The 18,139-nt window shown below is 62.4% G+C and carries 15 protein-coding genes; 13 read left to right on the top strand and 2 right to left on the bottom strand.

Annotation, left to right across the window (positions count from 1 at the left end; genetic code table 11):
- Positions 1 to 7 precede the first annotated feature (7 nt).
- The 11 genes from nuoH to ilvD all read left to right on the top strand — a co-directional run bounded on the left by nuoH (position 8) and on the right by ilvD (position 13,602).
- On the top strand, positions 8 to 1,057 hold the full coding sequence (gene nuoH / locus ACN6KF_RS09565) for an NADH-quinone oxidoreductase subunit NuoH (RefSeq protein ID WP_434956623.1): 1,050 nt from the start codon (positions 8 to 10) through the stop codon (positions 1,055 to 1,057).
- Positions 1,054 to 1,572: an NADH-quinone oxidoreductase subunit NuoI gene (gene nuoI, locus ACN6KF_RS09560; RefSeq protein WP_068282998.1), complete on the top strand. Its 519-nt coding sequence runs from the start codon at positions 1,054 to 1,056 to the stop codon at positions 1,570 to 1,572. Before nuoH ends, nuoI begins: the two co-directional genes overlap by 4 nt.
- Before the next feature lie 103 nt (positions 1,573 to 1,675).
- On the top strand, positions 1,676 to 2,284 hold the full coding sequence (locus tag ACN6KF_RS09555) for an NADH-quinone oxidoreductase subunit J (protein WP_434956622.1): 609 nt from the start codon (positions 1,676 to 1,678) through the stop codon (positions 2,282 to 2,284).
- 3 nt (positions 2,285 to 2,287) lie between these two features.
- Positions 2,288 to 2,596 (top strand): NADH-quinone oxidoreductase subunit NuoK, encoded by a 309-nt coding sequence (gene nuoK, locus ACN6KF_RS09550; RefSeq protein ID WP_068282543.1) that lies wholly within the window; start codon positions 2,288 to 2,290, stop codon positions 2,594 to 2,596.
- Positions 2,597 to 2,600: 4 nt separating this feature from the next.
- Complete coding sequence (nuoL, locus tag ACN6KF_RS09545; protein ID WP_434956621.1) at positions 2,601 to 4,724, top strand: NADH-quinone oxidoreductase subunit L; 2,124 nt, start codon at positions 2,601 to 2,603, stop codon at positions 4,722 to 4,724.
- Complete coding sequence (locus tag ACN6KF_RS09540) at positions 4,724 to 6,223, top strand: NADH-quinone oxidoreductase subunit M (RefSeq protein WP_434956620.1); 1,500 nt, start codon at positions 4,724 to 4,726, stop codon at positions 6,221 to 6,223. The genes nuoL and ACN6KF_RS09540 overlap by 1 nt, the downstream gene beginning before the upstream one ends.
- Before the next feature lie 14 nt (positions 6,224 to 6,237).
- On the top strand, positions 6,238 to 7,668 hold the full coding sequence (nuoN, locus tag ACN6KF_RS09535; RefSeq protein WP_434956619.1) for an NADH-quinone oxidoreductase subunit NuoN: 1,431 nt from the start codon (positions 6,238 to 6,240) through the stop codon (positions 7,666 to 7,668).
- A gap of 13 nt (positions 7,669 to 7,681) precedes the next feature.
- On the top strand, positions 7,682 to 8,437 hold the full coding sequence (locus ACN6KF_RS09530; protein ID WP_434956618.1) for a biotin--[acetyl-CoA-carboxylase] ligase: 756 nt from the start codon (positions 7,682 to 7,684) through the stop codon (positions 8,435 to 8,437).
- A 287-nt stretch (positions 8,438 to 8,724) separates the two neighbouring features.
- Positions 8,725 to 10,395 carry a ribonuclease J gene (locus tag ACN6KF_RS09525; protein WP_434956617.1) on the top strand — a complete coding sequence of 557 codons (1,671 nt, stop codon included), beginning with the start codon at positions 8,725 to 8,727 and terminating at the stop codon, positions 10,393 to 10,395.
- A gap of 36 nt (positions 10,396 to 10,431) precedes the next feature.
- Positions 10,432 to 11,628 carry a patatin-like phospholipase family protein gene (locus tag ACN6KF_RS09520; RefSeq protein ID WP_434956616.1) on the top strand — a complete coding sequence of 399 codons (1,197 nt, stop codon included), beginning with the start codon at positions 10,432 to 10,434 and terminating at the stop codon, positions 11,626 to 11,628.
- Between the two features lie 132 nt (positions 11,629 to 11,760).
- A complete protein-coding gene (gene ilvD, locus ACN6KF_RS09515; protein ID WP_434956615.1) occupies positions 11,761 to 13,602 on the top strand; it encodes a dihydroxy-acid dehydratase in 1,842 nt (613 codons plus the stop codon).
- Between the two features lie 243 nt (positions 13,603 to 13,845).
- Here the strand turns inward: ilvD and ACN6KF_RS09510 are convergent, their stop codons facing one another.
- Positions 13,846 to 14,328: a GNAT family N-acetyltransferase gene (locus ACN6KF_RS09510; RefSeq protein WP_434956614.1), complete on the bottom strand. Its 483-nt coding sequence runs from the start codon at positions 14,326 to 14,328 to the stop codon at positions 13,846 to 13,848.
- Between the two features lie 76 nt (positions 14,329 to 14,404).
- Positions 14,405 to 15,064, bottom strand: coding sequence for an alpha/beta hydrolase (locus tag ACN6KF_RS09505; protein WP_149255056.1), 660 nt, complete (start codon positions 15,062 to 15,064; stop codon positions 14,405 to 14,407).
- 350 nt (positions 15,065 to 15,414) lie between these two features.
- On the opposite strand from ACN6KF_RS09505, the gene ACN6KF_RS09500 reads away from it, so the two are divergent.
- Both ACN6KF_RS09500 and sufB read left to right on the top strand, forming a co-directional pair.
- On the top strand, positions 15,415 to 16,590 hold the full coding sequence (locus ACN6KF_RS09500) for a cysteine desulfurase family protein (RefSeq protein ID WP_434956613.1): 1,176 nt from the start codon (positions 15,415 to 15,417) through the stop codon (positions 16,588 to 16,590).
- A gap of 54 nt (positions 16,591 to 16,644) precedes the next feature.
- Complete coding sequence (gene sufB / locus ACN6KF_RS09495; RefSeq protein WP_434956612.1) at positions 16,645 to 18,117, top strand: Fe-S cluster assembly protein SufB; 1,473 nt, start codon at positions 16,645 to 16,647, stop codon at positions 18,115 to 18,117.
- Positions 18,118 to 18,139 lie beyond the last annotated feature (22 nt).

Genomic DNA, 18,139 nt, shown 5'->3' with positions numbered 1-18,139 from the left:
ACGGGCCATGACGATCTGGGAAACACTGCTCTGGAAGGTCGGCCTGCCGCTGGTGCAAAGCCTGGTGCTGCTGGTCTGCCTACTTGTCTTCATCGCCTATTATCTGCTGGCCGACCGCAAGGTCTGGGCGGCCGTGCAGCTGCGACGCGGGCCCAACGTGGTGGGTCCGTGGGGGCTGTTCCAGTCCTTCGCCGACCTGCTCAAATTCGTGCTCAAGGAGCCGGTGATCCCGGCAGGTGCGAACAAGGGCGTCTTCCTGCTTGCCCCCTTCGTGACCTGCGTGCTCGCCCTGGCGGGCTGGGCGGTGCTGCCGGTGGCGGCCGGCACCATGATCGCCGACATCAATGTCGGCGTCCTCTACGTCTTCGCCATCTCCTCGCTCGGCGTCTACGGCACCATCATGGCGGGCTGGGCCTCGAACTCGAAATATCCCTTCCTGTCGGCCCTGCGCGCCGCCGCCCAGATGGTGTCCTATGAAGTCTCCATCGGCTTCGTCATCATCACCGTGCTGCTTTGCGCCGGCTCGCTGAACCTGACGGCCATCGTCGACGCTCAGCAGAGCCGCGGCCTCGCCAGCCTGATCGGTCTGCCCTGGCTGACCTTCCTGAACTGGTACTGGCTGCCGCTCTTCCCGATGTTCATCATCTTCTTCATCTCGGCCCTGGCTGAGACGAACCGGCCGCCCTTCGACTTGGCCGAAGCCGAGTCCGAACTCGTGGCCGGCTTCATGGTCGAATACGCCTCGACGCCCTACCTGCTGTTCATGCTGGGCGAGTATGTGGCGATCATGACCATGTGCGCCCTGACCACCATCCTGTTCATGGGTGGCTGGAGCGCTCCGATCGATCTGCCGCCCTTCACCTGGATCCCGGGCTTCATCTGGTTCCTGGTCAAGGTGACCTTCGTATTCTTCATGTTCGCGATGGTGAAGGCTTTCGTGCCGCGCTACCGCTATGACCAGCTGATGCGTCTCGGCTGGAAAGTCTTCCTGCCGCTGTCGATCGCCATGGTCGTGATCGTTGCTGGCTTCCTCCAGATCACCGGATGGGCACCATGACCGCCGCCAATCCCAGCCGGCCGCGTGTCGGTCTCGATCAGGCCGCCAAGGCCCTGTTCCTGAAGGAATTCGTTTCGGCCTTCTTCCTGTCGATGCGCTATTTCTTCAAGCCGAAGGCGACGCTGAACTATCCTTTCGAAAAGGGACGGTTGTCGCCGCGCTTCCGGGGTGAGCACGCCCTGCGCCGTTATCCCAACGGCGAGGAACGCTGCATCGCCTGCAAATTGTGCGAGGCGATCTGCCCGGCCCAGGCCATCACCATCGAGGCCGGCCCGCGCGGCAATGACGGTACGCGGCGGACCACCCGCTACGACATCGACATGGTCAAATGCATCTATTGCGGCTTCTGCCAGGAAGCCTGCCCGGTGGATGCCATCGTCGAGGGGCCGAACTTCGAGTTCGCCGTCGAGACGCGCGAAGAGCTGTTCTATGACAAGGATCGTCTTCTGGCCAATGGTGACCGCTGGGAGCGGGAAATCGCCAAGAATATCGCCAAGGACGCGCCTTATCGCTAGGCACCGAGCGGACCTGCGGGGCCGAGTTTGTTTGTAGTGCTTCAGCCACGCTGAAGCGGTTGAGACTAGACGGCACGGAAACGAGCCGGAGAGGGGTTTGAACATGAATGTGGCGACAGCCTTCTTCTACCTGTTCGCCTTTGTTTGCGTGGCATCGGCCTTGATGGTCATCCTGTCGCGCAACCCTGTGCATTCGGTGCTCTATCTGATCCTGGCCTTCGTCAACGCGGCCGGCCTGTTCATGCTCACCGGGGCTGAGTTCCTCGCGCTGATCCTGATCGTGGTCTATGTCGGCGCCGTCGCCGTGCTCTTCCTCTTCGTGGTGATGATGCTTGACGTCGATTTCACCGAATTGCGCCAGGGCTTCCTGCAATATCTGCCGATCGGCTTCCTGGTCGGCCTGATCGTGCTGATCGAACTCCTGATGGTGGTGGTCGGCTGGGCGATCTCCCCCGGTATCGTCGTCAATCCGCAGACGCAGATCGACACCTCCGTCACCAACACCGAGGCGCTCGGACGCGTGCTCTACACGCACTATGTCTTCTTCTTCCAGGGCGCCGGGCTGGTGCTGCTGGTGGCCATGATCGGCGCCATCGTGCTGACGCTGCGCCACAAGGAAGGCGTCAAGCGCCAGAATCCGGCCTTGCAATCGGCGCGCACCAAGGCGCAGTCGGTGGAGGTCGTCAAAGTTCAGCCAGGGCAGGGGATCTGACACATGGCCGTCGATCTTTCCCATTTTCTCGCCGTTGCCGCCGTTCTCTTCACCATCGGCGTGCTTGGGATTTTCATCAACCGCAAGAACGTCATCGTCATCCTGATGTCGGTGGAACTCATCCTGCTTGCGGTGAACATCAATATGGTCGCCTTCTCCGCGGCGCTGCATGACATTACGGGCCAGGTCTTCACCCTGCTGATCCTGACGGTCGCCGCCGCCGAGGCTGCGATCGGTCTTGCCATTCTGGTGGCGTTCTACCGCAACCGCGGTTCGATCGCCGTCGAAGATATCAACGTGATGAAGGGCTGAGGGCGTGTATAACGCAATTGTCTTCCTGCCGCTCCTCGGCTTCCTGATTGCCGGCATCGCCAACATGCTGACCTGGCGCCTGGCGCCGGCCGATGCCGCCGAGACCTCCGGACATGGTCATGACGACCACGGCCATGGCTCTCATGCTGCGCATGGACACGATGACCATGGCCATGATGCCCATGGTCATGACGATCATCACGCCGTCGAGGAATCTCCCCACTCCCCAGGCAAGATCCGCTTCGCCGAGTATCTGACGACGGGCCTGCTCTTCCTGTCCTGCATTTTGTCCTGGGTCGCCTTCATCAATGTCGGCTTCAACGGCGCCACCACCACGGTGCCGGTGCTCGACTGGATCCATGTCGGCAAGCTGCAGATCGACTGGGCCCTGCGCATCGATACGCTGACGGCGGTCATGCTGGTGGTGGTCACCACCGTGTCCTCGCTCGTCCACCTCTATTCCATCGGCTATATGGAAGAGGATCCCTCGCGGCCGCGCTTCTTCGCCTATCTGTCGCTGTTCACCTTCGCCATGCTGATGCTGGTGACCTCCGACAATCTGGTGCAGATGTTCTTCGGTTGGGAAGGCGTCGGTCTGGCCTCCTATCTGCTGATCGGCTTCTGGTACAAGAAGCCCTCGGCCAATGCAGCCGCCATCAAGGCCTTCGTGGTCAACCGCGTCGGCGACTTCGGCTTCTCGCTCGGCATCTTCGCGGTGTTCGTCATCTTCGGGCAGGTCGGCTTCGAGGGTATCTTCAAGGAAGCCGCCGGCAAGGCTGCTACCACCATCCACTTCCTCGGCTATACCCTGCCGGCTCTGGAAGTCGCCTGCTTCCTGCTGTTCATGGGCGCCATGGGCAAGTCGGCGCAGTTCCTGCTGCACACCTGGCTGCCGGACGCCATGGAAGGCCCGACGCCGGTCTCCGCGCTCATCCACGCCGCGACCATGGTCACGGCCGGCATCGTGATGGTGGCGCGCTTGTCGCCCCTGTTCCAGCATGCCCCTAATGCGCTGGCCTTCGTCACCTTTATCGGCGCTACCACGGCCTTCTTCGCCGCTACCGTGGGCCTCGTCCAGAACGACATCAAGCGCGTCATCGCCTATTCGACCTGTTCGCAGCTCGGCTACATGTTCGTGGCTCTGGGTGTCGGCGCCTACAATGTCGGCGTGTTCCACCTGTTCACGCACGCCTTCTTCAAGGCCTTGCTCTTCCTCGGTGCCGGTTCGGTGATCGTGGCGATGCATCACGAGCAGGACATGCGCAAGATGGGCGGCCTCAAGTCGAAGATTCCATGGACCTACGCGGCCATGATCATCGGCACGCTGGCGCTCACCGGTGTCGGCCTGCCCTTCACCCAGATCGGCTTCGCCGGCTTCAATTCCAAGGATGCCGTCATCGAGGCGGCCTGGGCCAGCTATGCCGAAAGCGGCCGCCTGATCCCGCTCTATGCCTTCTGGATGACGATCGTCGCCGCGCTGATGACCTCCTTCTATTCCTGGCGCCTGATCTTCATGACGTTCCACGGGCAGACCAGGGCTGATGCGCACACCTATGATCATGCGCATGAATCGCCGCTGCCGATGATGATCCCCCTCGCGGTGCTGTCTGTCGGCGCGGTGATCGCCGGCATGGCCTTCCACCATGCCTTCATCACCGAGGAAGGGCTGGAGCATTTCTGGCGCGAGGCGGTCTCGCTGGGCGAGGGCACCAAGATCCTGGAGGGCATGGAGCACGTTCCGGCGTTCGTGCATCTGGCGCCCTTCACCATGATGCTGATCGGCTTCCTGACGGCCTACTACATGTACATCGTCAAGCCGACGGTGCCGGCGGCGATCGCCGAACGCAATCCGCTGCTCTACAACTTCCTGCTCAACAAGTGGTATTTCGACGAGCTCTATGACTGGGCCTTCGTTCGCCCGGCCAAGTGGCTCGGCCGCTTCCTGTGGAAGAAGGGCGACGGCGCCACCATCGACGGCCTCGGCCCGGATGGTGTTTCCGCCCGCGTCGTCGACGTCACCCGCGGCGTCGTCAAGCTGCAGACCGGCTATCTCTATCACTATGCCTTCGCCATGCTGATCGGCATTGCGGCCTTGTTCACCTGGTCCATGCTCGGAGGCACGCACTGATGTCCTGGCCGGTTCTTTCCGTTACGACCTTTCTGCCACTGGTCGGGGTGGTGCTGATGCTCGTGCTTCGGGGCGATCCCGAAGGCGTGAAACGCAATTCGCGCATCATCTCGCTGTGGACCACCATTGCGACCTTCGTCGTCTCGTTGCTGCCGCTGTTCGCCTTCGATCCGGCGAATACCAGCTTCCAATTCGTCGAGAACACCAACTGGCTCGGCGGCACCACGGGTGGCGCCATCAACTACCGCATGGGCGTCGATGGCATCTCGTTGCCCTTCGTCATCCTGACGACCTTCCTGATGCCATTCTGCATCCTCGCCTCCTGGCGTTCGATCCAGAACCGCGTACGCGAATACATGATCGCCTTCCTCGTGCTGGAAACGCTGATGATCGGCGTGTTCTGCGCGCAGGACATCGTGCTGTTCTACCTGTTCTTCGAAGGCGGCCTGATCCCGATGTTCCTGATCATCGGCGTCTGGGGCGGGCAGCGGCGCATCTATGCCAGCTTTAAGTTCTTCCTCTACACGCTGCTCGGCTCGGTGCTGATGCTGATCGCCATCATGGCGATGTATTGGAACGCGGGCTCCTCGGACATCGCCGTGCTGCTCAAGCACCAGTTCCCGGCCCATATGCAGACCTATCTATGGCTGGCCTTCTTTGCCTCCTTCGCGGTGAAGATGCCGATGTGGCCGGTGCATACCTGGCTGCCTGACGCGCATGTCGAAGCGCCGACGGCGGGCTCGGTGATCCTGGCCGGCATCCTTCTGAAGATGGGGGGCTACGGCTTCATCCGCTTCTCGCTGCCGATGTTCCCCGCGGCCTCCGAATATTTCGCGCCGCTGGTGTTCACCCTCTCCGTCATCGCCATCGTCTACACCTCCCTGGTGGCGCTGATGCAGGAGGACATCAAGAAGCTGATCGCCTATTCGTCGGTCGCCCATATGGGCTTCGTCACCATGGGCCTGTTCTCGATGAACGAGCAGGGCGTGCAGGGGGCGATCTTCCAGATGATCTCGCATGGCATCGTCTCGGGCGCGCTCTTCCTCTGCGTCGGCGTGGTCTATGATCGCATGCATACCCGCGAGATCGCGGCCTATGGCGGCTTGGTCAATCGCATGCCCTGGTATGCGCTGGCGCTGATGGTCTTCACCATGGCCAATGTCGGCTTGCCCGGCACCTCAGGCTTCGTCGGCGAATTCCTCACGCTGGTGGGCGCCTTCTCGGCCAACACCTGGGTGGCCTTCTTCGCCACGCTGGGCGTGATCCTTTCGGCGGCCTATGCGCTCTGGCTCTATCGCCGGGTCGTCTATGGGGCGCTGGAGAAGCCGAGCCTGGCCGGCATCGCCGACCTGACGGGCCGGGAATTCATCATCCTGGCGCCCCTGGTTCTCCTCACGATCTATTTCGGTGTTTATCCCAAGCCGATCCTGAACATGAGCGAGGCTGCCGTCACCCATCTCATCCAGGCGGCGAAAGCTGCCAGCGTTGCGCTTAACTGATCCGAAGGCGAGCCATGTCTGCTTCTGAAATTGCAACGGCGCTTCCGGAGATCGTTCTGGTTCTCGGCGCTATCGCATTGTTGATGATCGGCGTCTTCTCGGCGCCCCGCGGCTACGGCCTCGTCACCACGCTCTCGGTGCTGCTGCTGGCGGTGGTCGTGGTGCTGGTGGCAATCAGCCATGACGGCAAGGCCTTCAACGGGTCCTTCACCGTCGACGCCTTCGCGCGCTTCACCAAGATCCTGGTGCTGATCGGATCGGGGGCGGCCATCCTGATGTCGGGCGACTTCCTGCGCTCGAGAGGCATCGAGAAGTTCGAATATCCGGTGATGATCCTGCTGGCCACCACCGGCATGTTGATGATGCTCTCGGCCAACGACCTCATTGCCCTCTATATCGGGCTCGAACTGCAGTCGCTCGCCCTCTATGTGATTGCCTCGATCCATCGCGACGATCTGAAGTCGACCGAAGCGGGCCTCAAATATTTCGTCCTCGGCGCCCTGTCCTCGGGCATGCTGCTCTATGGCGCCTCGCTGATTTACGGCTTTGCCGGTACGGTGTCGTTCACCGGTATCGCCACCGCCGTGCAGGGGCATGTCGGCCTCGGTCTGGTCTTCGGCATTGTCTTCCTGCTTGCCGGGCTGGCCTTCAAGATCTCCGCCGTGCCCTTCCACATGTGGACGCCCGACGTCTATGAGGGCGCCCCCACGCCGGTGACGACGCTGTTCGCCGGCGCGCCGAAGATCGCGGCCATGGGCTTGATGGTCCGCGTGATCATCACGTCTTTCCCCTCGGCGCTGGCGCAGTGGCAGCAGATCGTGGTGTTTATCGCGATCGCCTCGATGGCGCTTGGTTCCTTCGCCGCCATCGGCCAGAGCAATATCAAGCGACTGATGGCCTATTCCTCCATCGGCCATATGGGCTTTGCCCTGGTCGGCCTGGCGGCGGGCACTTCCGAGGGCGTTCAGGGCGTGCTGATCTATCTGGCGCTCTATCTTGCCATGACCCTCGGCACTTTCGCGGTGATCCTGTCGATGAAGCGCAAGGGCGTCTATGTCGAGAGCATCAGCGATCTCGCCGGCCTGTCGCGGACGGATACCTTGACGGCCTATGCCTTGGCGGCCCTGATGTTCTCCCTGGCCGGCATCCCGCCGCTCTCTGGCTTCTGGGCCAAGTGGTACGTCTTTGTCGCCGCCGTGCATCAGGGACTGTGGCCTCTGGCGATCCTCGGCGTGCTCTGCAGCGTGGTCGGCGCGTTTTATTATCTGCGCGTCATCAAGCTGATGTTCTTCGACGAGCCAGCCGAGGCCTTTGAGCCGATGCCGGTGACACTGCGTGCCGTGTTGGTGCTCGCCACCATCGTGACCGTATTCTTCATCGTCTGGCCGACGTTGATCACCGGCCCGGCCGCGACGGCCGCAGCCCTCGTCGCGGCTGCGGGCTGATGCTTTCGAGGCGATGAAACTCGGGGCAGGAGCACAGGCGGCAGGCTTCCGTCATCTACATTTCGACAGCATTGGCTCAACCAATGCCGAAGCGCTGGAACGTGGCCAGGACCGTCTGTGGGTGACTGCCGGCGAGCAGGTAGCAGGCAAGGGGCGGCGCGGCCGCCCCTGGAGTTCGCCAAGAGGCAATCTTTATGCTTCGCTCCTGCTGGTCGATCCGGCTGAACCGAGGCGGGCGGCGGATCTGTGCTTCGTCGCGGCGCTGGCGCTGAGTGATGCCGTGTTGTCAACGGCCCCTCGGGCGGCTCCGGCCCTGGCGTTGAAATGGCCCAATGACGTACTGATCGGCAGGGCCAAGGTGTCCGGCATCCTGGTCGAAGGTGCCCATGCCGGCGGCGGCTTTTCGGCGGTCATCGGCTGCGGCGTCAATATCGCCAGCCATCCGGATGGCACGCCTTATCCTGCCACGCATCTGGCCATGACCGATGCGACCGTCAATGTGGTGAATTTCTTTGCGGCCTTGACGGATGGCTTCGCCCGACGCCTGGAGCAATGGCAGCGGGGCCTCGGCTTTGCGACGATACGGGAAGCATGGCTGGAACGTGCCGCAGGTCTCGGGCGCAGGATCGTGGTGCGGCTGCCCTCTGGTGACATAGACGGTGTATTCGAGGCCTTGGATGCGGAAGGGGTCCTGATCCTGCGCGACGATTCCGGCGCGCGTCGGGAAATTTCCGCAGGCGAGATCTTCTTTCCGGGCCTGCTTTCTTGAGCAAAGCGCGTCCGGAGCATCGTGCCGAAAGGTGGGCGCCGGTCTTCGGCGAAAACGATGCGGCGACAACGACCCGCAGCATCAGGAGCGCTTCCGACATCGGGTCCGATGCTGTAGACGGAAACCCTCTTTTGCTCGAACTCTCTGGTTCGACGCGTTTTTGCGATTCTTGGCGATTCCGCCAAGCTGCAAAACGCTTTAATTCATCCGATTCATGAACATGTCGGTTGCCACGCTTGTAGCCGGTTATGAAACAGTGGCGCGTTCGCGCCCGTAAGGAACCTGATATGGCACGCGACACCACCGATCTCGTCTTCTGCGCCCTGGGCGGCATCGGCGAGATCGGCATGAACATGGCTCTCTACGGCTATGGACCGGCCAACAAACGCCAATGGCTGATGGTCGATTGCGGCGTATCGTTTGCCGATGAAAATTTGCCCGGCGTCGATCTCGTCATGCCCGACACGCGCTTTATCGAAGGCCAGCGCAAGAACCTGACTGGCATTGTGATCACCCATGCGCATGAGGACCATTTCGGCGCGCTCATTCACCTGGCGCCCAAGCTGCAGGTGCCGATCTACGCCACCAGGTTCACGGCAGCCCTGCTGGAAGCCAAGCGCCTGCATGATCCGGATGCCCCCAAGCTCGACGTGCGCATCATCCCGTCCCAGGCCCGCTTCACCTTGGGTCCGTTCGACATCGAATTGATCAATGTCGCTCATTCAATTCCGGAATCGAACGCGCTGGCCATCCGCACGCCGGCGGGCATGGTCATCCATACCGGCGACTGGAAGATCGACGAGACGCCGGTGATCCCGCCCCGCACCGATTCCGAACGCCTGAAGGCGCTGGGCGACGAGGGCGTGCTGGCACTGATCTGCGATTCCACCAATGCGATCCGCGAGGGACGCTCGCCGTCCGAGCGTGACGTCGCCAAGAGCCTTGGGGAAATCATCGCCGCCAAGAAGGGCAGGGTGGCGGTGACCACCTTCGCCTCCAATGTCGGACGCATCCGCTCGATCGCCGAAGCCGCCATGCAGAATGACCGCAGCGTGGTGCTTGTCGGCCGGGCGATGGAACGGGTCTGTCAGGTTGCACGCGAATGTGGCCTGCTCGACGGCATTCCCGATTTCCTCAGCCCGGAAAGCTATGGCTTCCTGCCGCGCGAGAAGGTGGTGGCCGTGCTGACCGGCAGTCAGGGTGAACCGCGCGCCGCTCTGGCGCGTATCGCCCGCAGCGAACACCCCGAGGTCACCCTGGCCAAGGGCGATACGGTAATTTTCTCCTCGCGCACCATTCCGGGCAATGAGAAGGCTGTCGGCAACATCATCAATGGCTTGGTACGGCAGGGCGCGGAAATCGTGACCGATCGCAACCAACTCGTGCATGTCTCGGGCCATCCCCGCCGTGGCGAACTCACGGACATGTATCAATGGACCCGGCCGAAGATCGCCATCCCCGTCCATGGCGAGGCCTGGCACCTCGCCGAGCACGCCGACCTTGCCCGTTCGCTCGGGGTGCCCGAGGTCGTTGCCGCCGGTGACGGCCAGATCATCGCGCTGCGGGAGGGCGGCACCCAGGTGGTGGACGAGGCACCGACCGGCCGCATCTGCCTCGATGGTGATGTGCTGATCAATGCGGCGGAGGAAACCATCCCCCAGCGGCGGCGTCTGTCCTGGTCCGGCGCCGTCTCGATCGCCCTGGCGCTGTCGGAGAAGGGCGAGATCGTCAACGAGCCCGATGTGAAGTTTTCGGGTCTGCCGCTGCGCATCGGCGATGGGCGCCTGATGGACGAGGTCATTGCCGAGGCGGCCCTGCAGGTGCTCGAGAGCCTGCCCAAGCCGAAGCGGCGTGATCCGGACGCGGTGGAACTGGCGGTCGAGCGCGCCGTGCGTTCGGCCGTGAACGGGGTATGGGGCAAGAAGCCCGTCTGTCATGTGATCGTGCTGGTGGTCTGATAGGCGGCTTGGCAGCCACAGAATGGACCTTGCCCCGTGACCGCTACAGACCGAAGCAGCAGCAAGACACGCCGTACCCGCAAGCCGGAGGAGCCGGAAGAAGGCCATAACGGTTTCGAGCGTGTCGCGCTGCTGCTGCAAGGCGGCGGTGCGCTCGGGGCCTATCAGGCCGGCGCCTACCAGGCTCTCGAAGAAGGGGGCGTTCAGCCCAACTGGATCGCCGGCATTTCCATCGGCGCTATCAACGCGGCCCTTATCGCGGGCAATGCCCCCGGCAAGCGTGTCGCCCAATTGCGCCGCTTTTGGGAGATGGTGAGCGATCCGCCCTTCGAGCCGGCCCTCGAATGGATCCGCCTGTTCGCCCGGGAGGGTGACCGCCAGCACAAGCTGGTGAACCAGTTCCAGGCCGGCCAGGTTCTGCTGAAGGGGGCGCCGAAATTCTTCGAGCCTCGCTTTCCGCCGCCTTACCTGATGCCGCCCGGCTCGGCCGGCGCCACCAGCTTCTATGACACCGCGCCTTTGAAGCAGACTTTGCTGGAGCTGATCGATTTCGAGCGGCTCAACAGCGGCGAGACCCGCTTTGCGGTCGGCGCCGTCAACATCGCCAGCGGCAACTTCGCCTATTTCAACAATGGCAACGGCACCGCCCGCCTCACGCCGGAACATATCATGGCAAGCGGGGCGCTACCGCCCGGCTTTCCCCCGATCGAGATCGACGGGCAGTTTTATTGGGATGGCGGATTGGTCTCGAACACGCCGCTGCAATGGATCCTGGAGCGGCAGGACCTCGATACGCTCGCGTTCCAGGTCGATCTATGGAACGCCCGCGGCGACATTCCCAAGGACATGGCCGAGGTCGAGGTCCGGCAAAAGGAGATCCAGTATTCCAGCCGCACCCGTGCAGCCACGACCCGTGCTCGCGACTATCAGCGCCTGCGCGGTGCCCTCAAGCGCATCCTGGCAAAGCTGCCGGAGGATTTCGGCCAGGAGGAGGATGTCGGGTTGCTGAGCAAGGCCGTCGAGCGCAAGAGCTGCAACGTGGTGCAACTGATCTATCGCGCCCAGAAATATGAAGGGGCCAGCAAGGATTACGATTTCTCGCGCCTGATGATGGAGGAGCACTGGGCTGCGGGCTATGAGGATGCCAGGCGGGCGCTTGCCCACCCGGAGATCTTTCGCAAACCCCGCAATGCCGAAGCTTTTGCCAGCTACGATTTCGGCCGGGGAGCGTGAAGCCCTTCCTCAGATCGCCATGGCAGCCAGCAGGAATTCCATCGGTCCATGAACTGCGGCTTGCCATTATCGGTTCGGCGGCTCATATACGATCGCTTCCCCGCCTGATTTAACGAACGCACAGAGACGCCGATGCCCGCCTATCGTTCCCGTACCACTACCCATGGCCGCAACATGGCCGGTGCCCGTGGCCTCTGGCGCGCCACCGGCATGAAGGACGGGGATTTTGGCAAGCCGATCATCGCGGTCGTCAACTCCTTCACCCAATTCGTGCCCGGCCATGTCCATCTCAAGGACCTCGGCCAATTGGTGGCGCGCGAGATCGAGCAGGCCGGCGGCGTTGCCAAGGAGTTCAACACCATCGCGGTGGATGACGGCATCGCCATGGGCCATGACGGCATGCTTTACAGTCTGCCTTCGCGCGAACTGATCGCCGACAGCGTGGAATATATGGTCAATGCCCATTGCGCCGACGCGATGGTGTGCATCTCCAATTGCGACAAGATCACGCCCGGCATGCTGATGGCCTCGCTGCGCCTCAACATTCCCACGGTCTTCGTGTCGGGCGGCCCGATGGAAGCCGGCAAGGTCGTCCTGGGCGGCAAGACCAAGGCGCTCGATCTCGTCGACGCCATGGTCGCCGCGGCCGACGACAAGGTCTCCGACGAGGATGTGAAGGCAATCGAGCGCTCGGCCTGCCCGACCTGCGGCTCCTGCTCGGGCATGTTCACCGCCAATTCGATGAACTGTCTCACCGAAGCCCTTGGCCTGTCGCTGCCCGGCAACGGCTCGACCCTGGCCACCCATGCCGACCGCAAACGTCTCTTCGTCGAGGCCGGCCATCTCATTGTCGATCTCGCGCGTCGCTACTATGAGCAGAACGACGAAAGCGTGCTGCCGCGCCAGGTCGCCAGTTTCGGCGCTTTCGAGAATGCCATGACGCTCGATATAGCCATGGGTGGCTCGACCAACACGGTGCTGCATATTCTGGCTGCAGCCCATGAAGGCGAGATTGCCTTCACCATGGACGATATCGACCGGCTGTCGCGCCATGTGCCGGTGCTCTGCAAGGTCGCCCCGGCCGTCAGCCACGTTCATATGGAGGACGTTCACCGTGCCGGCGGCATCATGGGCATTCTCGGCGAGCTCGACCGCGCCGGCCTGATCAACCGCGACCTGCCGACCGTGCATTCGGCCAGCCTGGCGGAAGCCTTGGACCGTTGGGACGTCGTGCGCACCAAGAGCGAGAGCGTGCGCGAGTTCTTCAAGGCCGCGCCGGGCGGCGTGCCGACCCAGGTCGCCTTCAGCCAGGACCGGCGCTGGGACGATGTCGATCTTGACCGCGAGAAGGGCGTGATCCGCTCGGCCGAGCATGCCTATTCCAAGGATGGCGGCCTGGCCGTGCTGAAGGGCAATCTCGCTCTCGACGGCTGCATCGTGAAGACCGCCGGCGTCGACGAATCCATCCTGAAATTCGCCGGGCCGGCCGTGGTGTTCGAAAGCCAGGACGCGGCGGTCGACGGCATCCTCAACGGCAAGGTCAAGGCCGGCGATGTCGTCGTCATCCGTTATGAGGGGCCGCGCGGCGGCCCGGGCATGCAGGAAATGCTGTATCCGACCAGCTATCTGAAGTCGAAAGGCCTGGGCAAGGCTTGCGCCCTGATCACCGATGGGCGCTTCTCGGGCGGCACCTCGGGCCTGTCGATCGGGCATGCCTCTCCGGAAGCGGAAGAGGGCGGCACTATCGGCCTCGTCGAGCCGGGCGATCGCATCGAGATCGACATTCCCAACCGCACCATCGTGCTGGCCGTGCCGGATGACGAGCTCGATCGTCGGCGCGCCGCCAAGGGAGCCGCGCCCTGGCGTCCGGCCGCGCCGCGCAAGCGCAAGGTCACCACGGCGCTGCGCGCCTACGCCGCCATGGCCACCAGCGCCGCCAAGGGCGCTGTCAGGCAGGTGCCCGATTTCGATTGACGCCGGTCTGCTGGTCTTAGAGCCTGACTCAAAATTCACAACGAGACCGAGAAGAACTCCACTTTTGTCATACCCGGGCTTGTCCCGGGTATCCAGACACCGCATCTTATCGAGATTGATGGCCCCTGGATCACCGGGACAAGCCCGGTGATGACAAAAGTTGAGGCTCCCGCGACTCGTCGGTCCGTTTCTTAATGACCAGCATATTCTGGGAATCGCAGGCATCTCAAGAAGAGGCTGTTGTCAGCCCTGTTTCGCCAGCGCTTCCAGCGCTTCGCCGGTCAACCGGCAGCCGATCCATTCCTTGCGCAGCACGGCGCCCTGTCTTTCATAAAAGCCGATGGCAGGCTCGTTCCAGTCGAGCACGGACCATTCGAGGCGGCCTAACTCCTCGCTGACGCAACGCTTGGCGAGATGGCCGAGCAGGGCCTGGCCGATGCCGTGGCCGCGATAGGCATCACGGACGAACAAATCTTCGAGATAGATGCCGTGGCGGCCGAGGAAGGTCGAGTAACTGTAGAACCACAGGGCGAAGCCGGCCGTCTCGCCCTGCCATTCCGCGATCTCGCAGAAGACGCGTGGATTGGTGGCGAATAGACTGGCCTGGATGTCGGCTTCGGTGGCGATCGCCTCGTGTTCGAGCTTCTCATAGAGCGCCAAGCCGCGGATCAGATCCAACACTGTTGCGGTATCGGCCGGTTCGGCGCGGCGGATGATCAGGGACATTGTCGTGCTCCAACAAAAAAGCCCGCCATGGAAGGCGGGCTGGCTGTGTTGCCTGGAACCAAGATTTCGACGCGGATCAGGCCGCGTCGATGTCGTTCAGCCCGAGGCGCTTGTCGAGATAGGACGAGCAGGAAGCGATCAACTCGTCCGTCTTGTTGTCGAAGAAGTGATTGGCACCGGCAATGACCGATTGTTCGATGACGATGCCCTTCTGCGTCTTCAGCTTGGAGACCAGTGTCTCGACATCCTTGAGCGGCGCGACGCGATCGGCGTCGCCATGGACGATCAGACCGGAGGACGGGCAGGGGGCGAGAAAGGAGAAGTCGAAGCGGTTGGCCGGTGGTGCCACCGAGATGAAGCCCTCGATCTCCGGGCGGCGCATCAGGAGCTGCATGCCGATCCAGGCGCCGAAGGAGACGCCGGCGATCCAGCAGGATTTGGCTTCCGGCGTCACCGCCTGGACCCAGTCGAGGGCGGAAGCTGCATCGGAGAGTTCGCCCGCGCCATGATCGAAGGAGCCCTGGCTACGGCCGACGCCGCGGAAGTTGAAGCGCAAGGCCGAAAAGCCCCGCTGCACGAAGGCGTAGAACAGATCGTAGACGATCTTGTTGTTCATCGTCCCGCCGAACTGCGGATGCGGATGCAGGACGATCGCAATGGGGGCTCCGCGTTGCTTGGACGGCTGGAAGCGGCCTTCGATGCGGCCTGCCGGGCCGGTGAACGTAACTTCGGGCATATATTGAGTTGCCTTTTTCGTGTGCCAGAGCAGAATTTGGTTGATCGGAACGGCTTCCGGCCAATCAAATTCTGCTAGAACTTTCAAACCCTGCTCGGGACCCGCGCTCCGGCTCCGATGACTGGCCTTGACGGCTGAGGTCGGCAGGAGTAGAACTTTAGAATAATTCTAATGACTTAGAATAATTCTAAAGTAGCTCATCGCTGCTACGCGATGCGCTCCGATCCATGCGCCGATAAGGACGCATTGCACCCAGCCCGCGTTCGGGTAGCGCTTCTTAACACGAAGAGCAGGGCGTTTTGCAAGCTTTTCCGCATTGGTGGAGCGGTAGAACAACGGATTTTTGGGGTTTGACCAGGTCGCGCACCTATCTGGACCACAATGCAACCACGCCATTGCGGCAGGAGGCTCGGGCCGCCTTGCTGTCGGCACTGGAGCTTTGCGGTGCGCCGTCTTCCGTTCACGCGGATGGCCGTGCGGCACGCAAGCTGGTCGAGTCGGCCCGGCATGAGGTTGCCGATCTCATCGGTGCCTTGGCCAAGAACGTGGTTTTTTGCGCCTCCGCCACCGAAGCCAACAATCTGGCCCTCAATCTAGACTGGCAGCGGCCCGGTCAGCCCTCTCTTCGACGCATGGCTGTGTCCAGCGTGGAGCATGCCAGCGTGACCAATGGCGCCCATCCGCAGAATGCCGATATCGCCTTGTTGCCAGTGGATGGAAACGGGGTGCTCGACCTCGATGCCCTCGATGCCCTGCTGAACGAATGGCGCGCGAGGGGAGAGACCGGTCTTGTTTCGGTGATGCTGGCCAACAATGAAACCGGTGTGGTGCAGCCGGTGGAAGAGATCGCAGCGCGCGTTCACGCGGCCGGCAGCCTGTTTCATTGCGACGCTGCACAGGCAGCGGGGAAGATATCGTGTCTGATCAATGAGATTGGAGCCGACCTTCTAACGATTTCGAGCCACAAGCTCGGCGGGCCGCTCGGTGCTGGCGCTCTGGTTCTGGGTAGCGATGGCCTGCATCAGCCTAACCCACTTATCCGTGGCGGTGGCCAGGAAAAGGGACTGCGGGCCGGCACCGAGAACGTGCCGGCGCTGGCCGGTTTCGGCGCGGCGGCACGTGCCGCCGCACGGGATCTTGCGGCCTATGCCGAGAGAAGCCTCGCTCTGCGCTCGATGCTGGAGACGGCATTGCGCGAAGCGTCGCCGGACGTGGTCGTGTTTGGCGAGGGAGTACCGCGCCTGCCCAACACGCTCAATGTGGCCGAGCCGGGGATGGCGGCGGAAACGTCATTGATCGCATTGGATCTTGAGGGTATTTCCGTCTCCTCGGGATCTGCCTGTTCGTCGGGCAAGGTGAAGGTCAGCCATGTGCTGACCGCGATGGGCGTGGCGCCGGCGCTGGCCGGTTGCGCCTTGCGCGTGTCGCTGGGACGGGAAACCACAGTCCAAGAGATCGAGTTTTTCATCGCGGCCTGGAAAAGGCTGCGCAAGAACTTACATGACAGAAAGCATCGGGCCGCATAAAGCCCTGTTCGATCTGTAAAATTTGCCGCTTTCGGGCGGCACCAGGAGACCAACATGCCTGCAGTCCAGGAAACCGTCGAACAGGTCCGGGCGATCGACGTCGACCAGTATAAATATGGCTTCGTCACGGACATCGAGATGGAGCTTGCACCCAAGGGCCTGTCCGAAGAGATCGTGCGCTACATCTCGGCCAAGAAGGGCGAGCCGGATTGGATGACCGAATGGCGTCTCGACGCCTACAGGCGCTGGATCACCATGCAGGAGCCGACCTGGGCGCGCGTGGAATATCCGCCGATCGATTTCCAGGATCTCTATTATTACGCAGCACCCAAGAAGAACGCCGCGCTGACCTCGCTCGACGAGATCGATCCGGCCATTCTCAAGACCTATGAGAAGCTCGGCATTCCCCTGCGCGAAGTCGAGATCCTCGAGGGCGTGGCGCCGGCCAACCGCATCGCCGTCGACGCGGTATTCGACTCTGTCTCCGTCGTCACCACCTTCAAGGACGAATTGAAGAAGGCCGGCGTGATCTTCTGCTCGATCTCCGAGGCGCTGCGTGAGCATCCGGATCTGGTGAGGAAGTATCTCGGTACCGTGGTTCCGACCACCGACAATTTCTACGCGACGCTCAACTCGGCCGTGTTCTCGGACGGTTCCTTCGTCTATGTGCCGCCGGGCGTGCGCTGTCCGATGGAACTGTCGACCTATTTCCGTATCAACGAGGAAAAGACCGGCCAGTTCGAGCGCACCCTGATCATTGCCGACAAGGGCGCCTATGTTTCCTATCTCGAAGGCTGCACGGCGCCCCGTCGCGACGAGAACCAGCTCCATGCCGCCGTGGTCGAACTGATCGCGCTCGATGACGCCGAGATCAAATATTCCACGGTGCAGAACTGGTATCCGGGCGACTCCGAGGGCAAGGGCGGCATCTACAATTTCGTTACCAAGCGTGGCGATTGCCGCGGCGCGCGCTCGAAGATCTCGTGGACTCAGGTCGAGACCGGTTCGGCCATCACCTGGAAATATCCGTCCTGCATCCTGCGCGGCGAAGGCTCCCAGGGCGAGTTCTACTCGATCGCAGTATCGAATGGCCGCCAGCAGGTCGACAGCGGCACCAAGATGATTCATCTGGGCAAGAACACCAAAAGCCGGATCATCTCCAAGGGCATTTCGGCCGGCCACTCCAACAACACCTATCGCGGCCTGGTCTCGGCCCATCGCAAGGCAACCGGCGCCCGCAACTTCACCAATTGCGACTCGCTGCTGATCGGGGAGCACTGCGGGGCGCATACCGTGCCCTATATCGAGTCGAAGAACTCGACGGCGGTGTTCGAGCATGAGGCCACCACCTCGAAGATCTCGGACGACCAGCTGTTCTACTGCCTCCAGCGCGGCCTGTCGGCCGAAGAGGCGACGGCGCTGATCGTCAACGGCTTCGTCAAGGACGTGCTGCAGCACCTGCCGATGGAATTCGCGGTCGAAGCGCAGAAGCTCATCTCCATCAGCCTCGAAGGCAGCGTCGGCTGATCCGGCGCGCCAGTCTTTTCAC

Origin of the sequence: Labrys methylaminiphilus subsp. lupini (assembly GCF_051161885.1) — a bacterium.
Lineage (GTDB): Bacteria > Pseudomonadota > Alphaproteobacteria > Rhizobiales > Labraceae > Labrys.
Note: the sequence above shows the minus strand (reverse complement) of the source record. Positions and strands in the feature narration are given on the sequence as shown.